Here is a 15,823-nt window from a genome sequence, read left to right as displayed (position 1 = left end):
CTGTTTTACCCATAAAGGAGCAGTGGAAACGCTTTCGCAATCGTCCTTTTGGACGGGTGAACTACCTTTAGTTTGTCGCGTTGCGAAATAACAAAAATCTGGAGGAATGTCGTGCAAACTTTTCAAGCCGATCTTGCCGTAATAGGCGCTGGCGGGGCTGGATTACGTGCTGCGATTGCTGCAGCACAAGCTAATCCCAACGCTAAAATCGCATTGATTTCAAAAGTCTATCCAATGCGTAGTCACACAGTGGCAGCAGAAGGAGGGTCCGCCGCCGTTGCGCAGGATCATGACAGCTTTGAATACCATTTCCACGACACGGTTGCAGGGGGCGACTGGCTTTGCGAACAGGATGTCGTTGACTACTTTGTGCATCATTGTCCCACGGAAATGACCCAGCTTGAACAGTGGGGATGTCCGTGGAGCCGCCGTCCGGACGGCAGCGTCAACGTTCGCCGCTTTGGCGGTATGAAGATTGAACGCACCTGGTTCGCCGCCGATAAAACCGGCTTCCACATGCTGCACACCCTGTTCCAGACCTCCCTCCAGTTCCCACAAATTCAGCGCTTCGATGAACATTTCGTCCTCGACATTCTGGTTGATGACGGGCAGGCGCGTGGCCTGGTGGCGATGAACATGATGGAAGGCACGCTCGTCCAGATCCGCGCCAACGCCGTAGTGATGGCGACGGGCGGTGCGGGTCGCGTTTATCGCTACAACACCAACGGCGGCATCGTCACCGGTGACGGCATGGGCATGGCGCTCGGCCACGGCGTACCGCTGCGCGATATGGAGTTCGTGCAGTATCACCCAACCGGTCTGCCGGGCTCCGGCATTCTGATGACGGAAGGATGCCGCGGTGAAGGCGGTATTCTGGTCAATAAAAACGGCTACCGCTATCTGCAGGATTACGGCATGGGCCCGGAAACCCCGCTCGGCGAGCCGAAGAACAAATACATGGAGCTCGGCCCGCGCGACAAAGTCTCTCAGGCCTTCTGGCACGAGTGGCGCAAAGGCAACACCATCTCCACGCCGCGCGGCGACGTAGTTCACCTCGACCTGCGTCATCTGGGCGAGAAGAAACTGCTGGAACGTCTGCCGTTCATCTGCGAGCTGGCAAAAGCCTACGTGGGCGTCGACCCGGTAAAAGAGCCGATTCCGGTGCGTCCAACCGCGCACTACACCATGGGTGGGATCGAAACCGACCAGCAGTGCGAAACCCGTATTAAAGGCCTGTTCGCCGTCGGCGAGTGTTCCTCTGTCGGTCTGCACGGCGCTAACCGTCTGGGGTCGAACTCGCTGGCAGAGCTGGTCGTCTTTGGCCGCATGGCGGGCGAGCGCGCGATGGAACGGGCGGCTACCGCAGGCGAAGCCAACGGTGCCGCGCTGGATGCGCAGGTCGCAGACGTTGAAAAACGCCTGAAAGACCTGGTGAACCAGGAGGGTAACGAGAACTGGTCTAAGATCCGCGATGAGATGGGCCTGTCGATGGAAGAAGGCTGCGGTATTTACCGTACGCCAGAGCTGATGCAAAAAACCGTCGACAAGCTGGCGGAACTGCAGGAGCGCTTCAAGCGCGTACGCATCACCGATACCTCCAGCGTATTCAACACCGACCTGCTCTACACCATCGAGCTGGGCCACGGTCTGAACGTCGCGGAATGTATGGCGCACTCTGCGCTGGCGCGTAAAGAGTCGCGTGGGGCCCACCAGCGTCTGGACGAAGGCTGTACCGAACGTGACGACGTCAATTTCCTGAAACACACTCTCGCCTGGCGCGATGCAGATGGCACCACACGTCTGGACTACAGCGACGTGAAAATCACCACGCTGCCGCCGGCTAAACGTGTGTACGGTGCAGAAGCAGAAGCCGCCGAGAAGAAGGAGAAGGCGAATGGCTGAGATGCAAAAAATGAAGGTTGAAGTGGTGCGCTACAATCCGGAAGTGGACGCCGCACCGCACAGCGCTTTCTATGAAGTGCCTTATGACGAGCAAACCTCCCTGCTGGATGCGCTCGGCTATATCAAAGACAACCTGGCGCCAGACCTGAGCTACCGCTGGTCCTGCCGCATGGCAATCTGCGGCTCCTGCGGCATGATGGTCAACAAGGTGCCGAAGCTGGCCTGTAAGACCTTCCTGCGCGAGTACACCAAAGGCATTAAGGTCGAAGCGCTGGGCAACTTCCCGATTGAACGCGATCTGGTGGTCGATATGACCCACTTTATCGAAAGCCTGGAAGCGATTAAGCCGTACATCATTGGTAATCCACGCACGCCGGATCAGGGGCCAAATACCCAGACGCCGGCTCAAATGGCGAAATACCATCAGTTCTCCGGCTGCATCAACTGCGGCCTGTGCTACGCCGCCTGTCCACAGTTTGGCCTGAACAAGGAGTTCATCGGACCAGCCGCCATTACCCTGGCGCACCGCTATAACGAGGACAGCCGCGACCACGGTAAAAAAGAACGTATGGCGCAGCTTAACAGCCAGAACGGCGTCTGGAGCTGTACCTTTGTGGGTTATTGCTCCGAAGTTTGTCCGAAGCACGTCGACCCGGCCGCCGCAATTCAGCAGGGTAAAGTGGAAAGCTCGAAAGACTTTCTTATCGCTACCCTGAAACCACGCTAAGGAGTGCATGATGACGACTAAACGCAAAGCCTATGTGCGGCCTGTGCCGTCCACCTGGTGGAAAAACCTGCCGTTTTATCGCTTCTACATGCTGCGTGAAGGCACGGCGGTACCGGCGGTCTGGTTCAGCCTTGAGCTGATGTACGGCGTTTTTGCCCTCAAGCATGGCCCGGAAGCCTGGGCCAGTTTTGTCGGTTTCCTGCAAAACCCGATCATTGTTGTTCTGAACCTGATCGTGCTCGCGGCCGCGCTGCTTCATACCAAAACTTGGTTTGAGCTGGCACCAAAAGCGGCGAACATCATCATAAAAGACGAGAAAATGGGGCCAGAGCCGGTGATTAAAGGGCTCTGGGCAGTGACGATTCTGGTCACTGTGGTAATTCTGTTTGTCGCACTGTTCTGGTAAGGAGACTACTGTGATTAATCCAAATCCAAAACGTTCTGACGAGCCGGTCTTCTGGGGCCTGTTTGGCGCAGGCGGCATGTGGAGTGCCATCATCGCCCCCGTCATCATTCTGCTGGTCGGCATTATGCTGCCGCTGGGGCTGTTCCCGGGCGATGCGCTGAGCTACGAGCGCGTACTGGCGTTCGCGAGCAGCTTTATCGGCCGCGTGTTCATCTTCCTGATGATCGTCCTGCCGCTGTGGTGTGGCCTGCACCGTATTCACCATGCGATGCATGACCTGAAAATTCATGTACCGAGCGGGAAATGGGTGTTCTACGGTCTGGCGACCATCCTGACCGTGGTGACGCTGATTGCCGTGGTCACCCTCTGACGCTTCAGGCCCGCCATCCGGCGGGCCTTTTTATTTCTGCATTTTCCCCACCAGCCACTGGGCAAACTCACGCATTGCGGGCGTTTCTGTCCGTGACTGTAGTCTTGTCAGCCAGTAGCTGCCGAGGTCAATCTGCGTTGCAAAGGGCTGCACGATGCGCTCGCTGCTGAGTAAATGGGTAAACATGTCGACAGGCGCAATGGCAATCCCTGTGCCTGCCTGCGCGGCTTCCAGCATGGTCACGGAAGAATCAAACACCATCACCCGGTGCGTCGGTGAGGGAGGATGTTCACCCGCAGCCTGCATCCACGCAGCCCACTCGTCACGCCGGTAGGAGCGCAGCAGGGTAAACTTCAGGATATCTGCCGGGCTTTTGAGAACTGAGGCAATGTCGGGCGTACAGAGCGGAGACAGCGGCGCAGGGCAAAGAAATTCAGCATCGGTTCCATGCCACGCGCCGCCACCGTAGCGAATAGTGTAATCAAGCCCTTCAGCCGCCGGATCGACGCGATTATTATGGGTGGAAAGCTGAAGATCAATATGCGGATAGCAGCGGCGAAAATCCGCGAGCAGCGAGAATAAAACACCCGTGGCAAAAGTCCCTACCACGCCTATTTTGAGCTTCTCCTGAGCGCGCTGGCTGGCAAACCGATCCAGCATTCCGGCGATACGATCGAACGAGTCATTCAGCACCGGCAGCAAATTCTCGCCTTCGGTAGTCAACATCAGCCCTCGCGAAACGCGAACGAACAGCTGGCAGTTAAGGTGCTGCTCCAGCGCCTTTACGTGCTGGCTAATCGCGGAATGGGTGACGTTCAGCTCAATTGCGGCATGAGTAAAACTGAGGTGCCTGGCGGCTGCTTCAAACGCCCGCAGGGAATTAAGAGGGAGATAGCTGCGCGTCATAAGCTCGTCCGTTAGAAAAATTAACAGCTAATGCTAAATTTAACCGTTTGTCAGCCATAGTCAAATCCAACAGACTACAGCGGTCTGACGGGCCCGGACACTCCCTTGAACTGCTATTACGGAAGATAACTGATGATGACTAAATCCCTTTGCTGCGCCCTGCTGCTCAGCACCTCCTGCTCGGTATTGGCTGCACCGATGTCAGAAAAACAGCTGGCTGAGGTGGTGGAACGTACCGTTACGCCGCTGATGAAAGCGCAGGCCATTCCGGGTATGGCGGTGGCGGTGATTTATGAGGGTCAGCCGCACTACTTTACCTTCGGTAAAGCCGATGTTGCGGCGAACAAACCTGTCACTCCACAAACCTTGTTCGAACTGGGCTCTATAAGTAAAACCTTCACTGGCGTATTGGGCGGCGATGCCATTGCTCGCGGTGAAATATCGCTGGGCGATCCGGTGACAAAATACTGGCCTGAGCTGACAGGCAGGCAGTGGCAGGGGGTCCGCATGCTGGATCTGGCAACCTATACCGCAGGAGGTTTGCCGTTGCAGGTACCGGATGAAGTCAGGGATAACGCCTCTCTGCTGCGCTTTTATCAAAACTGGCAGCCGCAGTGGAAGCCGGGCACCACGCGTCTTTATGCCAACGCCAGCATCGGCCTTTTTGGCGCGCTGGCAGTCAAACCTTCCGGCATGAGCTATGAACAGGCCATAACGACGCGGGTCTTTAAGCCGCTCAAGCTGGACCATACCTGGATTAACGTTCCAAAAGCGGAAGAGGCGCATTACGCCTGGGGATACCGCGACGGTAAAGCGGTACACGTTTCGCCAGGCATGCTGGACGCTGAAGCCTATGGCGTAAAAACCAACGTGAAGGATATGGCAAGCTGGGTGATGGTCAACATGAAGCCGGACTCGCTTCAGGATACGTCACTCAGGCAAGGCATTGCCCTGGCGCAGTCTCGCTACTGGCGCGTGGGGGCCATGTATCAGGGGTTAGGCTGGGAAATGCTTAACTGGCCGGTCGATGCCAGAACCGTGGTTGAAGGTAGCGACAATAAGGTGGCACTGGCACCGCTGCCTGCGAGAGAAGTGAATCCACCGGCGCCCCCGGTCAACACGTCCTGGGTCCATAAAACAGGTTCTACCGGCGGGTTTGGCAGCTACGTAGCATTTATTCCCGAAAAGCAGCTCGGCATTGTGATGCTGGCGAATAAAAGCTATCCGAACCCTGCCCGCGTTGAGGCGGCATACCGTATCCTCGACGCGCTGCAGTAAAACATTGCCGGGTGGCGCTACGCTTACCCGGCGAAACACACCGCACAAAAACCACATTTTCCTTGCCGTCATCTACACTTAACAAAAAACAGTAAGGAAACTCCTATGCGCATTCTGCCTGTTATCGCCGCGGTGACAGCCGCGTTTTTAGTGGTTGCCTGCAGTTCCCCTACCCCGCCTCCTGGCGTTACCGTCGTCACGCCTTTTGATGCACAACGCTTCCTTGGAACATGGTATGAAATCGCGCGCCTCGACCATCGGTTTGAACAGGGCTTAGAGAAGGTCACTGCGAATTACAGCCCGATGGATGATGGCGGTATTCAGGTGATCAATCGGGGCTTTAATCCCGATCGGGAGATGTGGCAGCAGTCGATTGGGAAAGCGTACTTCACGGGCGACCCGCGACGGGCCGCGCTCAAAGTCTCTTTCTTCGGCCCGTTTTATGGCGGCTATAACGTGATCGCGCTAGACAGAGAGTACCGTCACGCGCTGGTCTGCGGGCCGGATCGCGACTATCTGTGGATACTTTCCCGCACGCCAACTATTTCGTCAGAAATGAAACAGCAGATGCTGGACGTCGCGACCCGGCAAGGGTTTGATGTGTCAAAACTTATCTGGGTAAAACAGCCCCATTAATGGGTGCTGAGCTTAAGCCCAATGATACCGGCCACAATCAAGGCGAGGCTGGCGATACGCGCCAGACTCGCTGACTCTCCCAGCAGCAGAATGCCGGTGATGGCGGCCCCCACCGCACCAATGCCCGTCCAGACGGCATAAGCTGTTCCCACAGGCAGCGAGCGCATCGCCCAGGATAACAGAACAATACTCACGATCATCGCGGTGACGGTTATGACGCTGGGCGTCAGGCGGGTAAATCCGTGGGTGTACTTGAGACCAATTGCCCATACCACTTCGAGCAGGCCAGCAATAAAAAGAATGATCCAGGACATTTCAGGCTCCTTAACTTAATACAAGCTGGGGCCGTCCCCGGTGAAAGGAATGCTTACGGGTCGTCCCGTAAGGCAGAGATTACGCCCCATATTGTGGTTAGCGTGCTATTTTTTTTCAATCATTTTTTGCTGAACACGTTAAGGCAAGAAATAGCCGCAGTATGGCGCGTAGTTCCGGCATTTAGCACTCATCCGACTTCTCTATGATGATGTGCTTTCTGATGGCAGGAAGCCAAACCACTAGCCGACTGCGAATAAAATATGTTCAAAATTCTTTTGATTGACCGTTGTCACTTCACCCGCACGGGGTTTGAAGCATGGCTCAATCATTCCGGTTTGTTCCCGGGACACTACGTTGTGACGGGTCTAAATAATCTGTTCCTTGCCAGGGAGCACATTCTGCAATGGAAACCCACGCTGGTTATCGCCGACCTGTACGGCTTCAGGCAGGATATTCATCATTTTCAGCAGCTCTCGTCGTTGCTGAGCGCCAGTGAACGATTACCGTTTATTTTGCTGCAATCGGGAGAGGACCGCGGCATGACCGACTGGCTCGGACAGTTCCCGGTGTGGTCGTCGCTGTTGAAAAACGCCAGTCTCGAAAAAGTGGCAACGACTATCAACGACGCATTAAACTCGCGCGCCAGCGCTGAAAGGACAACGGCAGCCGCCCCCTTGCTGACCCGACAGGAAGAGAAAGTGCTGACATTGTGGATGGACGGGGCAAGCAATCAAAAAATTGCCGCTCACCTGAGTATCAACGGCAAAACGGTGTATACCTATAAACGCAATATCCGCATGAAATTGCATATGGATACGCGTTTTTCTCCGTTCTTATCCCTGCAGGAATCAGAAAGCTGACGGTACGAAACCCGCTGGTCTCGTACCGTATGTTAATTACTGCTGAGCTTTGGTTGCCGCACCAGAGATTGCGCTACCACCTTCAGAAATATCCTGACCGACGCCACGCGTGGTATTACAGGCAGTTAACACTGAAGAAAGTACCAGGACTGAAAAGATCGCTGCAATTGTTTTCTTAACCATAATATCTTCCTTTTATAGCCAAAGTTGTTTTGTGTATAGCAACTTAAGGATAGACAAGATCCCGCCGGTTGACGGAAAAGGAAGCATTTTTAGGAAAATTAGACGAACTTAGCTGGCGGCGTGAGAAATGATATGACCGAGATCCTGGATATCTTGTCCCATCCCACGGGTGGTGTTACAGCCGGAAAGCAATGCACTGGAAAGCGCTAACAGAAGCAGAATTTTAACGGTACGTTTCATCATCCCTGCCTGCAAAAATCAGGCGCAGCGGGCGCTGCGCCTTCAATCATGACGTAAATTACTTCACGCGGGATACGTATTCGCCGGAGCGGGTATCCACTTTGATCACTTCGCCAGTCTGTACGAACAGTGGAACTTTAACCACTGCGCCGGTAGACAGTTTGGCTGGTTTACCGCCGGTACCTGCAGTATCACCTTTCAGACCTGGATCGGTTTCAACGATTTCCAGTTCAACGAAGTTTGGTGGGGTCACAGCGATAGGCTGGCCGTTCCACAGGGTCACGATGCACTCAGCCTGATCCAGCAGCCATTTAGCGCTATCACCTACCGCTTTCTCATCAGCAGACAGCTGTTCGAAAGTGGAGTTGTTCATGAAATGATAGAACTCACCGTCGTTGTACAGATAGGTCAGGTTCATATCAACAACATCAGCGCCTTCAGCGGAGTCAGTAGACTTGAAGGTTTTCTCAACACGGGTACCGGTCAGCAGACGGCGCAGCTTAACGCGTGCGAATGCCTGGCCTTTACCTGGTTTAACGAATTCGCTGGCTTCAACCGCGTACGGTTCGCCGTCCATCATGATTTTAAGACCAGCACGAAAATCGTTGCTATAGTACGTTGCCATAAGGCCCTCTAAATTTGTTAACTGGTAGCTAAGCCACAAAATGGCGCATATTGTAACCCTAAACACCCCGTCCAGAGAAGATTGGTTATCGCAACTTGCCGATGTAATCACCAGTCCTGATGAATTGCTGCGTCTTTTAGACCTCGATAAGCACCCAGAGTTGCTTGCAGGCCGCGAGGCAAAGCGCCTTTTCGCCCTGCGCGTTCCCCGTGCGTTTGTGGCGCGAATGGAGAAAGGCAACCCCGACGATCCGCTTTTAAAACAAACGCTTACTTTGCAGGATGAGTTTGTCACCGCGCCGGGATACAGCACCGACCCGCTGGAAGAGCAGAACAGCGTGGTGCCGGGTTTACTGCACAAGTATCTCAACCGCGCCCTGCTGCTGGTAAAAGGCGGCTGCGCGGTAAATTGTCGTTATTGCTTCCGTCGGCACTTCCCGTATGCCGAAAACCAGGGCAATAAACGCAACTGGCAGGTCGCGCTGGACTATATCGCCGCCCATCCGGAGCTGGATGAGATTATTTTTTCCGGCGGTGACCCGCTGATGGCAAAAGATCATGAGCTGGACTGGCTGTTGACTCAGCTTGAAGCCATCCCGCACGTTAAGCGCCTGCGTATTCACAGCCGTTTACCGATTGTCATTCCGGCACGTGTCACTGACGGCCTGGTGTCACGCCTGGAGCAGTCAAGATTGCAGGTGCTGCTGGTGAACCATATTAACCACGCGAATGAAATTGACGATGAATTTCGCGCGGCGATGGCGCGTCTGCGTAAAGCGGGCGTGACGCTGCTGAACCAGAGCGTACTGCTGCGCGGCGTGAATGACAGCGCCCGCGTGCTGGCTGACCTGAGCAATGCCCTGTTTGATGCGGGCGTGATGCCCTATTATCTGCACGTGCTGGATCGCGTTCAGGGCGCGGCCCATTTCATGGTGACGGATGAAGAAGCCCGGCAGATTATGCGCGAACTGTTAACGCTGGTTTCAGGCTATATGGTGCCGAAGCTGGCACGCGAGATTGGCGGAGAGCCGAGCAAGACGCCGCTGGATTTGCAGCTGCGGCAGTGCTAGTTTCCGCTCACCCTAACCCTCTCCCACAGGGAGAGGGAAAAAGGCAATCAGTTCGGGCACTTGTAGACCTGGCCGTTCATCTGGCTGGCGGTCGGCACGAAGCTGGACAGCATACTCTGCGTTGGGCTGCTCACGCCGTAAATCACGTTACCGCCCATTGCCGCAGCCTGGTTACGCAGGGCATTCGCCGCACCGCGCATCGAGCCGCCTTCTTCGCCATGCTGACCTGACATCCAGTTACTTTGCTCACCGGTTGCCGTGCCTAACAGCTGGCATTCACTGCCAGGCTTATCTTCCACAAAGCGAACGCCCTGGCCCGCTGCCGACAGCTCATTGCTGGAGCTACAACCCGCCAGCAGCAATGCTGCCCCTACAATCCCTGCACAGACTTTTACGCGCATGTTATTCCTCGTTTTCAATAAGCTGGACAGTAGTTGTCCGTGTGTAAATCTTATACCTAAAAGATGACCAAAAGAAAAACCCCCGAGCATTTCTGCCCGGGGGTTTTTCACATTCTACGACGTAGAGCGCACGATTACATCATGCCGCCCATACCGCCCATTCCGCCCATGCCAGCAGCACCTAAGTCTGGTGCATCGCCTTTAGGCATATCGGTGACCATGCACTCGGTGGTGATCATCAGGCCAGCGACAGATGCCGCGTACTGCAGAGCAGAACGGGTTACTTTCGTTGGATCCAGGATACCGAAGTCGATCATGTTGCCGTATTCTTCAGTTGCCGCGTTGTAACCGTAGTTACCTTCGCCCGCTTTCACGTTGTTCGCAACCACAGATGGCTCTTCACCGGCGTTAGAAACGATCTGACGCAGAGGGGCTTCCATTGCGCGCAGCGCAACTTTGATACCCACGTTCTGATCTTCGTTCTGTGCGGTCAGGCCTGCCAGTTTAGCGGCAACACGCACCAGCGCAACACCACCACCAGCAACCACGCCTTCTTCTACCGCAGCACGGGTCGCGTGCAGGGCATCGTCAACGCGTGCTTTTTTCTCTTTCATTTCAACTTCAGTCGCTGCACCGACTTTGATTACCGCAACGCCGCCAGCCAGTTTCGCTACGCGCTCCTGCAGTTTTTCACGGTCGTAATCGGAGGTCGCTTCTTCGATCTGCTTACGGATCTGACCAACGCGGCCCTGAATAGCAGCTTCTTCACCCACACCGTCGATGATGGTGGTGGTGTCTTTGTTGATCACAACGCGTTTCGCCTGGCCCAGGTCTTCCAGGGTCGCTTTTTCCAGCTCCATACCGATCTCTTCAGAGATCACGGTACCGCCGGTCAGGGTAGCGATATCCTGCAGCATCGCTTTACGGCGATCGCCGAAGCCAGGTGCTTTAACCGCAGCCACTTTCACAATACCGCGCATGGTGTTAACCACCAGGGTCGCCAGCGCTTCGCCTTCAACGTCTTCAGCGATGATAACCAGAGGCTTGCCTGCTTTCGCAACGGCTTCCAGTACTGGCAGCATTTCGCGGATGTTGGAGATTTTCTTGTCAGCCAGCAGGATGAACGGGCTTTCCAGCTCAACAGCGCCAGTCTCTGGCTTGTTGATGAAGTATGGGGACAGGTAACCGCGGTCGAACTGCATCCCTTCAACCACGTCCAGTTCGTCTTCCAGACCGGTACCGTCTTCAACGGTGATCACGCCTTCTTTACCGACTTTGTCCATCGCTTCAGCGATCAGTTTACCTACGGTTTCGTCGGAGTTAGCGGAGATAGTACCAACCTGAGCAATGGCTTTAGAGTCAGAGCACGGTACGGACAGCGCTTTCAGCTCTTCAACAGCGGAGGCGACAGCTTTGTCGATACCACGTTTCAGATCCATTGGGTTCATGCCCGCAGCAACGGCTTTCAGACCTTCGGTGATGATTGCCTGCGCCAGTACGGTCGCGGTGGTGGTACCGTCACCTGCGGCGTCATTCGCTTTAGAGGCAACTTCTTTCACCATCTGCGCGCCCATGTTTTCGAACTTGTCTTCCAGCTCGATTTCACGTGCTACAGAAACACCATCTTTGGTGATGGTTGGCGCGCCGAAGGATTTATCCAGCACTACGTTGCGGCCTTTCGGGCCCAGAGTCACTTTAACTGCATCTGCCAGTACGTTTACGCCGCGGAGCATTTTTACACGAGCGTCGTTACCGAATTTTACGTCTTTAGCTGCCATGTTCTTATTTCCTCAAATTCTCGTGCGTAAATTACGCTTCAACAATTGCCAGAATGTCGCTCTCGGACATGATCAACACTTCTTCATTGTCGATCTTCTCGGATTTCACGCCGTAGCCATCGTTGAAAATTACGATGTCACCAACTTTAACGTCCAGTGGCTGCACAGTTCCGTTTTCCAGGATGCGGCCCTTACCGACAGCGATGATTTCGCCACGCGTTGATTTGGCTGCTGCAGAACCGGTCAGAACGATGCCGCCAGCAGACTTGGTTTCAACTTCTTTACGTTTGACGATCACACGATCATGTAACGGACGAATACTCATTGATAGCTCTCCTTTGAGAAAGTCATTATCAGTTATGGATGACGCCGGCCCGCATGCGGTTTTCCGACTAGTGCCCTGAGAGATGGGGATAGCTTTTTCCCCCTTCAAGGGGGAGTCGAAAAAAAAATTTGCGAAAGTGTTACCATCGCCTCTCTTTTGGTACTGGCAGGGCGATGTGAATGAGTGGACTCAAGCAGGAGCTGGGGCTGGCGCAGGGCGTCGGACTGCTCTCAACCTCCTTGTTAGGTACGGGCGTGTTTGCCGTACCCGCACTGGCGGCGCTGGTGGCTGGAAATAACAGCCTGTGGGCGTGGCCAGCGCTGATTGTATTGGTTTTCCCGATAGCCATTGTATTTGCCATCCTGGGGCGGCATTTCCCCAGCGCGGGCGGCGTGGCGCACTTTGTCGGACTGGCCTTTGGCCCGCGGCTGCAGCGTGTTACCGGCTGGCTGTTTCTCTCCGTCATTCCGGTTGGCCTTCCTGCGGCGTTGCATATTGCGACCGGCTTTGGTCAGGCGCTGTTTGGCTGGCACAACGAGCAGTTATTGCTGGCCGAACTGGGTACGCTGGCGATCGTCTGGTGGGTAGGCTCTCGCGGCGCCAGCTCCAGCGCCAACCTGCAGACGCTGGTTGCGGTGCTGATTGTCGCGCTCGTTGCCGCTATCTGGTGGGCGGGCGATATCACAATAAAGGAAATTCCCTTCCCGGCGCTGACCGACGTCGACCATTCCCAGCTTTTCGCCGCGCTCTCCGTCATGTTCTGGTGTTTTGTGGGTCTGGAAGCCTTTGCCCATCTGGCCTCTGAATTTAAGCAGCCTGAACGCGATTTTCCCCGCGCGCTGATGATAGGCCTGCTGCTGGCAGGTACGGTCTATTGGGCATGTACCGTGCTGGTCTTACACTTCCACGCGTTCGCAGCGGATCTCGCCGCCGCGGCATCGCTGCCGGGTATCGTGGTGGAACTGTTCGGCGTGAAGGCGCTATGGATCGCCTGCGTCATCGGCTATCTGGCCTGTTTTGCCAGCCTCAATATTTATATCCAGAGCTTTGCCCGGCTGGTGTGGTCGCAGGCGCTCGACAAACCTGAGAATCGCCTCGCGCGCCTGTCTAAACGCCAGCTTCCGTTGAATGCCCTGAATGCCGTACTGGGCTGCTGCGTGGTGAGCACGCTGTGTATTTACGCACTGAAGATTAATCTGGACGCGCTCATCGTCTACGCCAACGGCATTTTCATCATGATCTACCTGCTGTGCATGCTGGCGGGATGTCGTTTGCTGAAAGGTCGCTATAAAGCTCTGGCGGTCGTCGGGGGCGTGCTTTGCCTGCTGCTGCTGGCGATGGTGGGATGGAGAAGTGTGTACGCGATTGTCATGCTGGCAGGGCTGTGGGTGTTTTTGCCGAAGCGCAGTGCGGTACCGGAAGCCCGGTAAGCGAAGCGCCACCGGGCAATAAAATCACCGATCGTCTTTATGGTCTAAACGATCGTGCTGTTCATCCTTACGCTGATACTCCCCTTCAAAGGTATCGCCCGGCCCGGTGCTGAACCCGCCGCCCGGCATACGGCTAAAGCGCAGATGCGGCAGCAGCTTCATGGTCAGGTGTTTTTGCACCGGCGGCAGAAGCAGCAGCAGGCCAAGGAAGTCGGTGAAGAACCCCGGCAGGATCAGCAGCAGCCCCGCAATAATCAACGACACGCTTTTGATCATCTCTTCCGCCGGGCTTTCCCCTGCGGCCATCTTCTGCTGCATTATCAGGAAATTTTTGAAACCCTGATTACGCACCAGCGACATGCCGATGACGGAGGTGAAAATCACCAGAATCAGCGTCAGCAGGACGCCCAGCACATGGGCAACCTGGATGAAAATGGAAATCTCAATGTAAACATAGAGAAAGAAAGCAATAAACGGTATCCAGCGCACTGGCATCTCCTGTGTGGCAGAGGCCATCGGGCCCCTGTCTGAATGTGTTCGCGACGCGCGTTTATATGAGATGGTGACGGTTAGCGAAAATTCAATCAGTTTGCACGGATATTTTTTTTGGAAATTATAAAGCGGTGACCCATTTCACAGATTAATAATTATCATGGAATCGGCTCGATAATAAGTGATCCAGCTTACGGCAATTCGCTATCATCAGCATATGATCTCGAGCATCTGGCTGATTGAGGGAATAATCGTCGGCCAGAAAATATTCAAAACCACATAAATACTGTGTGTTTAGTACAATCCATCGGCAGCTTGAAAAGAAGGTTCACATGTTAAACAACATTCGTATCGAAGAAGACTTGTTGGGTACCAGGGAAGTTCCAGCGGATGCCTACTACGGTGTCCACACTCTGAGAGCGATTGAAAACTTCTACATCAGCAACAGCAAAATCAGCGACATCCCTGAGTTTGTCCGTGGCATGGTGATGGTGAAGAAAGCCGCAGCACTGGCTAACAAAGAGCTGCAAACCATTCCTAAAAGCGCGGCAAATGCGATTATCGCAGCCTGCGATGAAGTGCTGAACAACGGCAAATGCATGGACCAGTTCCCGGTTGACGTCTATCAGGGCGGCGCGGGCACCTCCGTCAATATGAATACTAACGAAGTACTGGCAAACATTGGCCTGGAGCTGATGGGTCACCAGAAAGGTGAATACCAGTACCTGAACCCGAACGACCACGTAAACAAATGCCAGTCTACCAACGACGCCTACCCTACCGGCTTCCGTATCGCGGTGTATGCCTCTGTGGTGAAACTGGTGGATGCGATCAACCAGCTGGGTGATGGCTTCCAGCGTAAAGCGGTTGAGTTCCAGGACATCCTGAAAATGGGTCGTACCCAGCTGCAGGACGCGGTGCCGATGACGCTCGGCCAGGAATTCCACGCGTTTAACGTACTGCTGAACGAAGAGACCAAAAACCTGCTGCGCACCTCCGAGCTGCTGCTGGAAGTGAACCTGGGCGCCACCGCCATCGGTACCCGTTTGAACACCCCGGATGGCTATCAGCAGCTGGCGGTACAGAAGCTGGCTGAAGTCTCTAACCTGCCGGTTGTGCCTGCAGAAGACCTGATTGAAGCCACCTCCGACTGCGGCGCCTACGTCATGGTACACAGCGCCCTGAAACGTCTGGCGGTGAAACTGTCCAAAATCTGTAACGACCTGCGCCTGCTCTCTTCCGGTCCGCGCGCTGGCCTGAATGAAATCAACCTGCCAGAACTGCAGGCCGGTTCATCCATCATGCCAGCCAAGGTGAACCCGGTGGTGCCAGAAGTGGTGAACCAGGTTTGCTTCAAAGTCATCGGTAACGATACGACCGTGACCATGGCCTCTGAAGCAGGTCAGCTGCAGCTGAACGTGATGGAGCCGGTGATTGGCCAGGCGATGTTTGAATCTATCCACATTCTGACCAACGCCTGCTACAACCTGCTGGAAAAATGCATTAACGGCATCACGGCGAATAAAGAAGTCTGTGAGGGTTATGTCTACAACTCCATCGGGATCGTCACCTACCTCAACCCGTTCATCGGTCACCACAACGGTGATATCGTCGGTAAGATTTGCGCCGAAACCGGTAAGAGCGTACGTGAAGTGGTGCTGGAGCGCGGGCTGTTGACCGAAGCCGAGCTGGACGATATCTTCTCGGCCCAGAACCTGATGCACCCGGCATATAAAGCGAAACGATATACCGATGAAAGCGAACAGTAACCGTTCTGGCTAGGCTTCTTAAGGCACGTCACTTGTGACGTGCCTTTTTTCTTTTTAGGCGTTACCTAAATACAACAATTCAATATCAACTTGTTAATAAGCAAGGCAGGT

The 15,823-nt window shown here is 54.7% G+C and carries 19 protein-coding genes; 10 read left to right on the top strand and 9 right to left on the bottom strand.

Going from position 1 to position 15,823, the window contains the following annotated elements; translation table 11 throughout:
* Window positions 1-111 precede the first annotated feature (111 nt).
* The 4 genes from frdA to frdD are packed head-to-tail and all read left to right on the top strand — an operon-like array spanning window position 112 to window position 3,405.
* A complete protein-coding gene (gene frdA, locus F0320_RS01835) occupies window positions 112-1,902 on the top strand; it encodes a fumarate reductase (quinol) flavoprotein subunit (RefSeq protein ID WP_126328983.1) in 1,791 nt (596 codons plus the stop codon).
* Complete coding sequence (locus F0320_RS01830; protein ID WP_023310124.1) at window positions 1,895-2,629, top strand: succinate dehydrogenase/fumarate reductase iron-sulfur subunit; 735 nt, start codon at window positions 1,895-1,897, stop codon at window positions 2,627-2,629. The genes frdA and F0320_RS01830 overlap by 8 nt, the downstream gene beginning before the upstream one ends.
* Before the next feature lie 10 nt (window positions 2,630-2,639).
* On the top strand, window positions 2,640-3,035 hold the full coding sequence (gene frdC / locus F0320_RS01825) for a fumarate reductase subunit FrdC (protein WP_032662400.1): 396 nt from the start codon (window positions 2,640-2,642) through the stop codon (window positions 3,033-3,035).
* A 10-nt stretch (window positions 3,036-3,045) separates the two neighbouring features.
* Window positions 3,046-3,405, top strand: a complete 360-nt coding sequence (gene frdD / locus F0320_RS01820; RefSeq protein ID WP_032662398.1) for a fumarate reductase subunit FrdD — start codon at window positions 3,046-3,048, stop codon at window positions 3,403-3,405.
* Between the two features lie 30 nt (window positions 3,406-3,435).
* Here the strand turns inward: frdD and ampR are convergent, their stop codons facing one another.
* On the bottom strand, window positions 3,436-4,311 hold the full coding sequence (gene ampR / locus F0320_RS01815) for a LysR family transcriptional regulator AmpR (RefSeq protein ID WP_029739889.1): 876 nt from the start codon (window positions 4,309-4,311) through the stop codon (window positions 3,436-3,438).
* A 132-nt stretch (window positions 4,312-4,443) separates the two neighbouring features.
* On the opposite strand from ampR, the gene blaACT reads away from it, so the two are divergent.
* Together blaACT and F0320_RS01805 are read left to right on the top strand one after the other, a co-directional pair.
* Window positions 4,444-5,589, top strand: coding sequence for an ACT family cephalosporin-hydrolyzing class C beta-lactamase (gene blaACT, locus F0320_RS01810; protein WP_126328984.1), 1,146 nt, complete (start codon window positions 4,444-4,446; stop codon window positions 5,587-5,589).
* Window positions 5,590-5,694: 105 nt separating this feature from the next.
* Entirely contained in the window at window positions 5,695-6,225 is a 531-nt protein-coding gene (locus tag F0320_RS01805; RefSeq protein ID WP_126328985.1) for a lipocalin family protein, read from the top strand.
* On the opposite strand, the gene sugE is transcribed toward F0320_RS01805, so the two are convergent.
* Window positions 6,222-6,539: a quaternary ammonium compound efflux SMR transporter SugE gene (gene sugE, locus F0320_RS01800; RefSeq protein WP_006178944.1), complete on the bottom strand. Its 318-nt coding sequence runs from the start codon at window positions 6,537-6,539 to the stop codon at window positions 6,222-6,224. The two genes, F0320_RS01805 and sugE, sit on opposite strands and share 4 nt — an antisense overlap.
* A 261-nt stretch (window positions 6,540-6,800) precedes the next feature.
* On the opposite strand from sugE, the gene F0320_RS01795 reads away from it, so the two are divergent.
* Entirely contained in the window at window positions 6,801-7,400 is a 600-nt protein-coding gene (locus tag F0320_RS01795; RefSeq protein ID WP_126328986.1) for a helix-turn-helix transcriptional regulator, read from the top strand.
* Between the two features lie 36 nt (window positions 7,401-7,436).
* On the opposite strand, the gene ecnB is transcribed toward F0320_RS01795, so the two are convergent.
* The 3 genes from ecnB to efp all read right to left on the bottom strand — a co-directional run bounded on the left by ecnB (window position 7,437) and on the right by efp (window position 8,448).
* On the bottom strand, window positions 7,437-7,583 hold the full coding sequence (gene ecnB, locus F0320_RS01790; protein ID WP_003025482.1) for a lipoprotein toxin entericidin B: 147 nt from the start codon (window positions 7,581-7,583) through the stop codon (window positions 7,437-7,439).
* A 108-nt stretch (window positions 7,584-7,691) separates the two neighbouring features.
* Entirely contained in the window at window positions 7,692-7,823 is a 132-nt protein-coding gene (locus tag F0320_RS01785; protein ID WP_024907352.1) for an entericidin A/B family lipoprotein, read from the bottom strand.
* 58 nt (window positions 7,824-7,881) lie between these two features.
* Window positions 7,882-8,448, bottom strand: coding sequence for an elongation factor P (gene efp, locus F0320_RS01780; protein ID WP_010427766.1), 567 nt, complete (start codon window positions 8,446-8,448; stop codon window positions 7,882-7,884).
* A 40-nt stretch (window positions 8,449-8,488) separates the two neighbouring features.
* On the opposite strand from efp, the gene epmB reads away from it, so the two are divergent.
* Entirely contained in the window at window positions 8,489-9,517 is a 1,029-nt protein-coding gene (gene epmB, locus F0320_RS01775; RefSeq protein WP_126328987.1) for an EF-P beta-lysylation protein EpmB, read from the top strand.
* A 47-nt stretch (window positions 9,518-9,564) separates the two neighbouring features.
* On the opposite strand, the gene F0320_RS01770 is transcribed toward epmB, so the two are convergent.
* The 3 genes from F0320_RS01770 to F0320_RS01760 form a co-directional block, all read right to left on the bottom strand.
* Complete coding sequence (locus F0320_RS01770; protein ID WP_023310115.1) at window positions 9,565-9,918, bottom strand: DUF4156 domain-containing protein; 354 nt, start codon at window positions 9,916-9,918, stop codon at window positions 9,565-9,567.
* A gap of 134 nt (window positions 9,919-10,052) precedes the next feature.
* Window positions 10,053-11,696: a chaperonin GroEL gene (gene groL / locus F0320_RS01765; RefSeq protein WP_014882201.1), complete on the bottom strand. Its 1,644-nt coding sequence runs from the start codon at window positions 11,694-11,696 to the stop codon at window positions 10,053-10,055.
* Window positions 11,697-11,727: 31 nt separating this feature from the next.
* Window positions 11,728-12,021: a co-chaperone GroES gene (locus F0320_RS01760; protein ID WP_003855929.1), complete on the bottom strand. Its 294-nt coding sequence runs from the start codon at window positions 12,019-12,021 to the stop codon at window positions 11,728-11,730.
* A gap of 179 nt (window positions 12,022-12,200) precedes the next feature.
* On the opposite strand from F0320_RS01760, the gene yjeH reads away from it, so the two are divergent.
* On the top strand, window positions 12,201-13,451 hold the full coding sequence (gene yjeH / locus F0320_RS01755; protein ID WP_126328988.1) for an L-methionine/branched-chain amino acid transporter: 1,251 nt from the start codon (window positions 12,201-12,203) through the stop codon (window positions 13,449-13,451).
* 24 nt (window positions 13,452-13,475) lie between these two features.
* Here the strand turns inward: yjeH and F0320_RS01750 are convergent, their stop codons facing one another.
* The gene (locus tag F0320_RS01750) at window positions 13,476-13,940 is read right to left on the bottom strand and encodes an FxsA family protein (RefSeq protein WP_023616652.1); all 465 of its coding nucleotides are present in this window, start codon (window positions 13,938-13,940) and stop codon (window positions 13,476-13,478) included.
* 335 nt (window positions 13,941-14,275) lie between these two features.
* Here F0320_RS01750 and aspA point away from each other — a divergent pair, with 335 nt between their 5' ends.
* On the top strand, window positions 14,276-15,712 hold the full coding sequence (gene aspA / locus F0320_RS01745) for an aspartate ammonia-lyase (protein ID WP_003855923.1): 1,437 nt from the start codon (window positions 14,276-14,278) through the stop codon (window positions 15,710-15,712).
* The last annotated feature ends 111 nt before the right edge of the window (window positions 15,713-15,823 follow it).

The sequence above is a fragment of the Enterobacter dykesii genome, assembly GCF_008364625.2.
Classification (GTDB): domain Bacteria; phylum Pseudomonadota; class Gammaproteobacteria; order Enterobacterales; family Enterobacteriaceae; genus Enterobacter; species Enterobacter dykesii.
The sequence above is the reverse complement of the archived record's forward strand: the minus strand, read 5'-3'. Positions and strand labels throughout refer to the sequence as shown.

Coding starts and splice junctions, on each gene's coding strand:
- F0320_RS01785 (WP_024907352.1), bottom strand. CDS start 7,823: ATGAAACGTACCGTTAAAATTCTGCTTCTGTTAGCGCTTTCCAGTGCA.
- F0320_RS01770 (WP_023310115.1), bottom strand. CDS start 9,918: ATGCGCGTAAAAGTCTGTGCAGGGATTGTAGGGGCAGCATTGCTGCTG.
- yjeH (WP_126328988.1), top strand. CDS start 12,201: ATGAGTGGACTCAAGCAGGAGCTGGGGCTGGCGCAGGGCGTCGGACTG.
- F0320_RS01830 (WP_023310124.1), top strand. CDS start 1,895: ATGGCTGAGATGCAAAAAATGAAGGTTGAAGTGGTGCGCTACAATCCG.
- groL (WP_014882201.1), bottom strand. CDS start 11,696: ATGGCAGCTAAAGACGTAAAATTCGGTAACGACGCTCGTGTAAAAATG.
- ecnB (WP_003025482.1), bottom strand. CDS start 7,583: ATGGTTAAGAAAACAATTGCAGCGATCTTTTCAGTCCTGGTACTTTCT.
- frdC (WP_032662400.1), top strand. CDS start 2,640: ATGACGACTAAACGCAAAGCCTATGTGCGGCCTGTGCCGTCCACCTGG.
- blaACT (WP_126328984.1), top strand. CDS start 4,444: ATGATGACTAAATCCCTTTGCTGCGCCCTGCTGCTCAGCACCTCCTGC.
- aspA (WP_003855923.1), top strand. CDS start 14,276: ATGTTAAACAACATTCGTATCGAAGAAGACTTGTTGGGTACCAGGGAA.
- F0320_RS01760 (WP_003855929.1), bottom strand. CDS start 12,021: ATGAGTATTCGTCCGTTACATGATCGTGTGATCGTCAAACGTAAAGAA.
- F0320_RS01805 (WP_126328985.1), top strand. CDS start 5,695: ATGCGCATTCTGCCTGTTATCGCCGCGGTGACAGCCGCGTTTTTAGTG.
- ampR (WP_029739889.1), bottom strand. CDS start 4,311: ATGACGCGCAGCTATCTCCCTCTTAATTCCCTGCGGGCGTTTGAAGCA.
- epmB (WP_126328987.1), top strand. CDS start 8,489: ATGGCGCATATTGTAACCCTAAACACCCCGTCCAGAGAAGATTGGTTA.
- efp (WP_010427766.1), bottom strand. CDS start 8,448: ATGGCAACGTACTATAGCAACGATTTTCGTGCTGGTCTTAAAATCATG.
- F0320_RS01795 (WP_126328986.1), top strand. CDS start 6,801: ATGTTCAAAATTCTTTTGATTGACCGTTGTCACTTCACCCGCACGGGG.
- sugE (WP_006178944.1), bottom strand. CDS start 6,539: ATGTCCTGGATCATTCTTTTTATTGCTGGCCTGCTCGAAGTGGTATGG.